This is a genomic window from Marinobacter confluentis, from assembly GCF_004785685.1.
Lineage (GTDB): Bacteria > Pseudomonadota > Gammaproteobacteria > Pseudomonadales > Oleiphilaceae > Marinobacter > Marinobacter confluentis.
In genome coordinates this window covers 1-324 of sequence record NZ_SRPF01000032.1, presented here as the reverse complement: position 1 = coordinate 324, position 324 = coordinate 1, and the positions used below count along the sequence as shown (strand labels likewise).

Below are 324 nucleotides of genomic sequence, written 5' to 3'. Positions count from 1 at the left end.
ACCTGCCGCTGGATGATCACCCGGAATATGGCAATAACCGCCAGCTTGCTGACGTGTTGGGTATCCAGAACCCGCGCCCGCTCGATGGCCTGGTGTGACAGGGTGAGCTAGAATCACCACTGACGCCGGCGGAACTGGAACAGCGGATTGCCAAGGCTCTGAGCCGACCGCCGCTGCATGTCGGCACTGGTTCAGACACTATTTCCAGGGTCGGCTGGTGTACCGGCGCCGCCCAGGGATTTATTGATAAACAGGTGGGCCAGCTGGGCCTTGGCATGGCGAATCACATCCTGGGGCACCCCGGCCAGTTTGGCCACCTGCAGG

1 pseudogene is annotated in these 324 nt (G+C 61.7%); it reads left to right on the top strand.

Going from position 1 to position 324, the window contains the following annotated elements:
* Positions 1–119: 119 nt before the first annotated feature.
* Positions 120–191, top strand: a pseudogene (locus E5Q11_RS18215) (hypothetical protein); the annotation flags it as partial.
* Positions 192–324 lie beyond the last annotated feature (133 nt).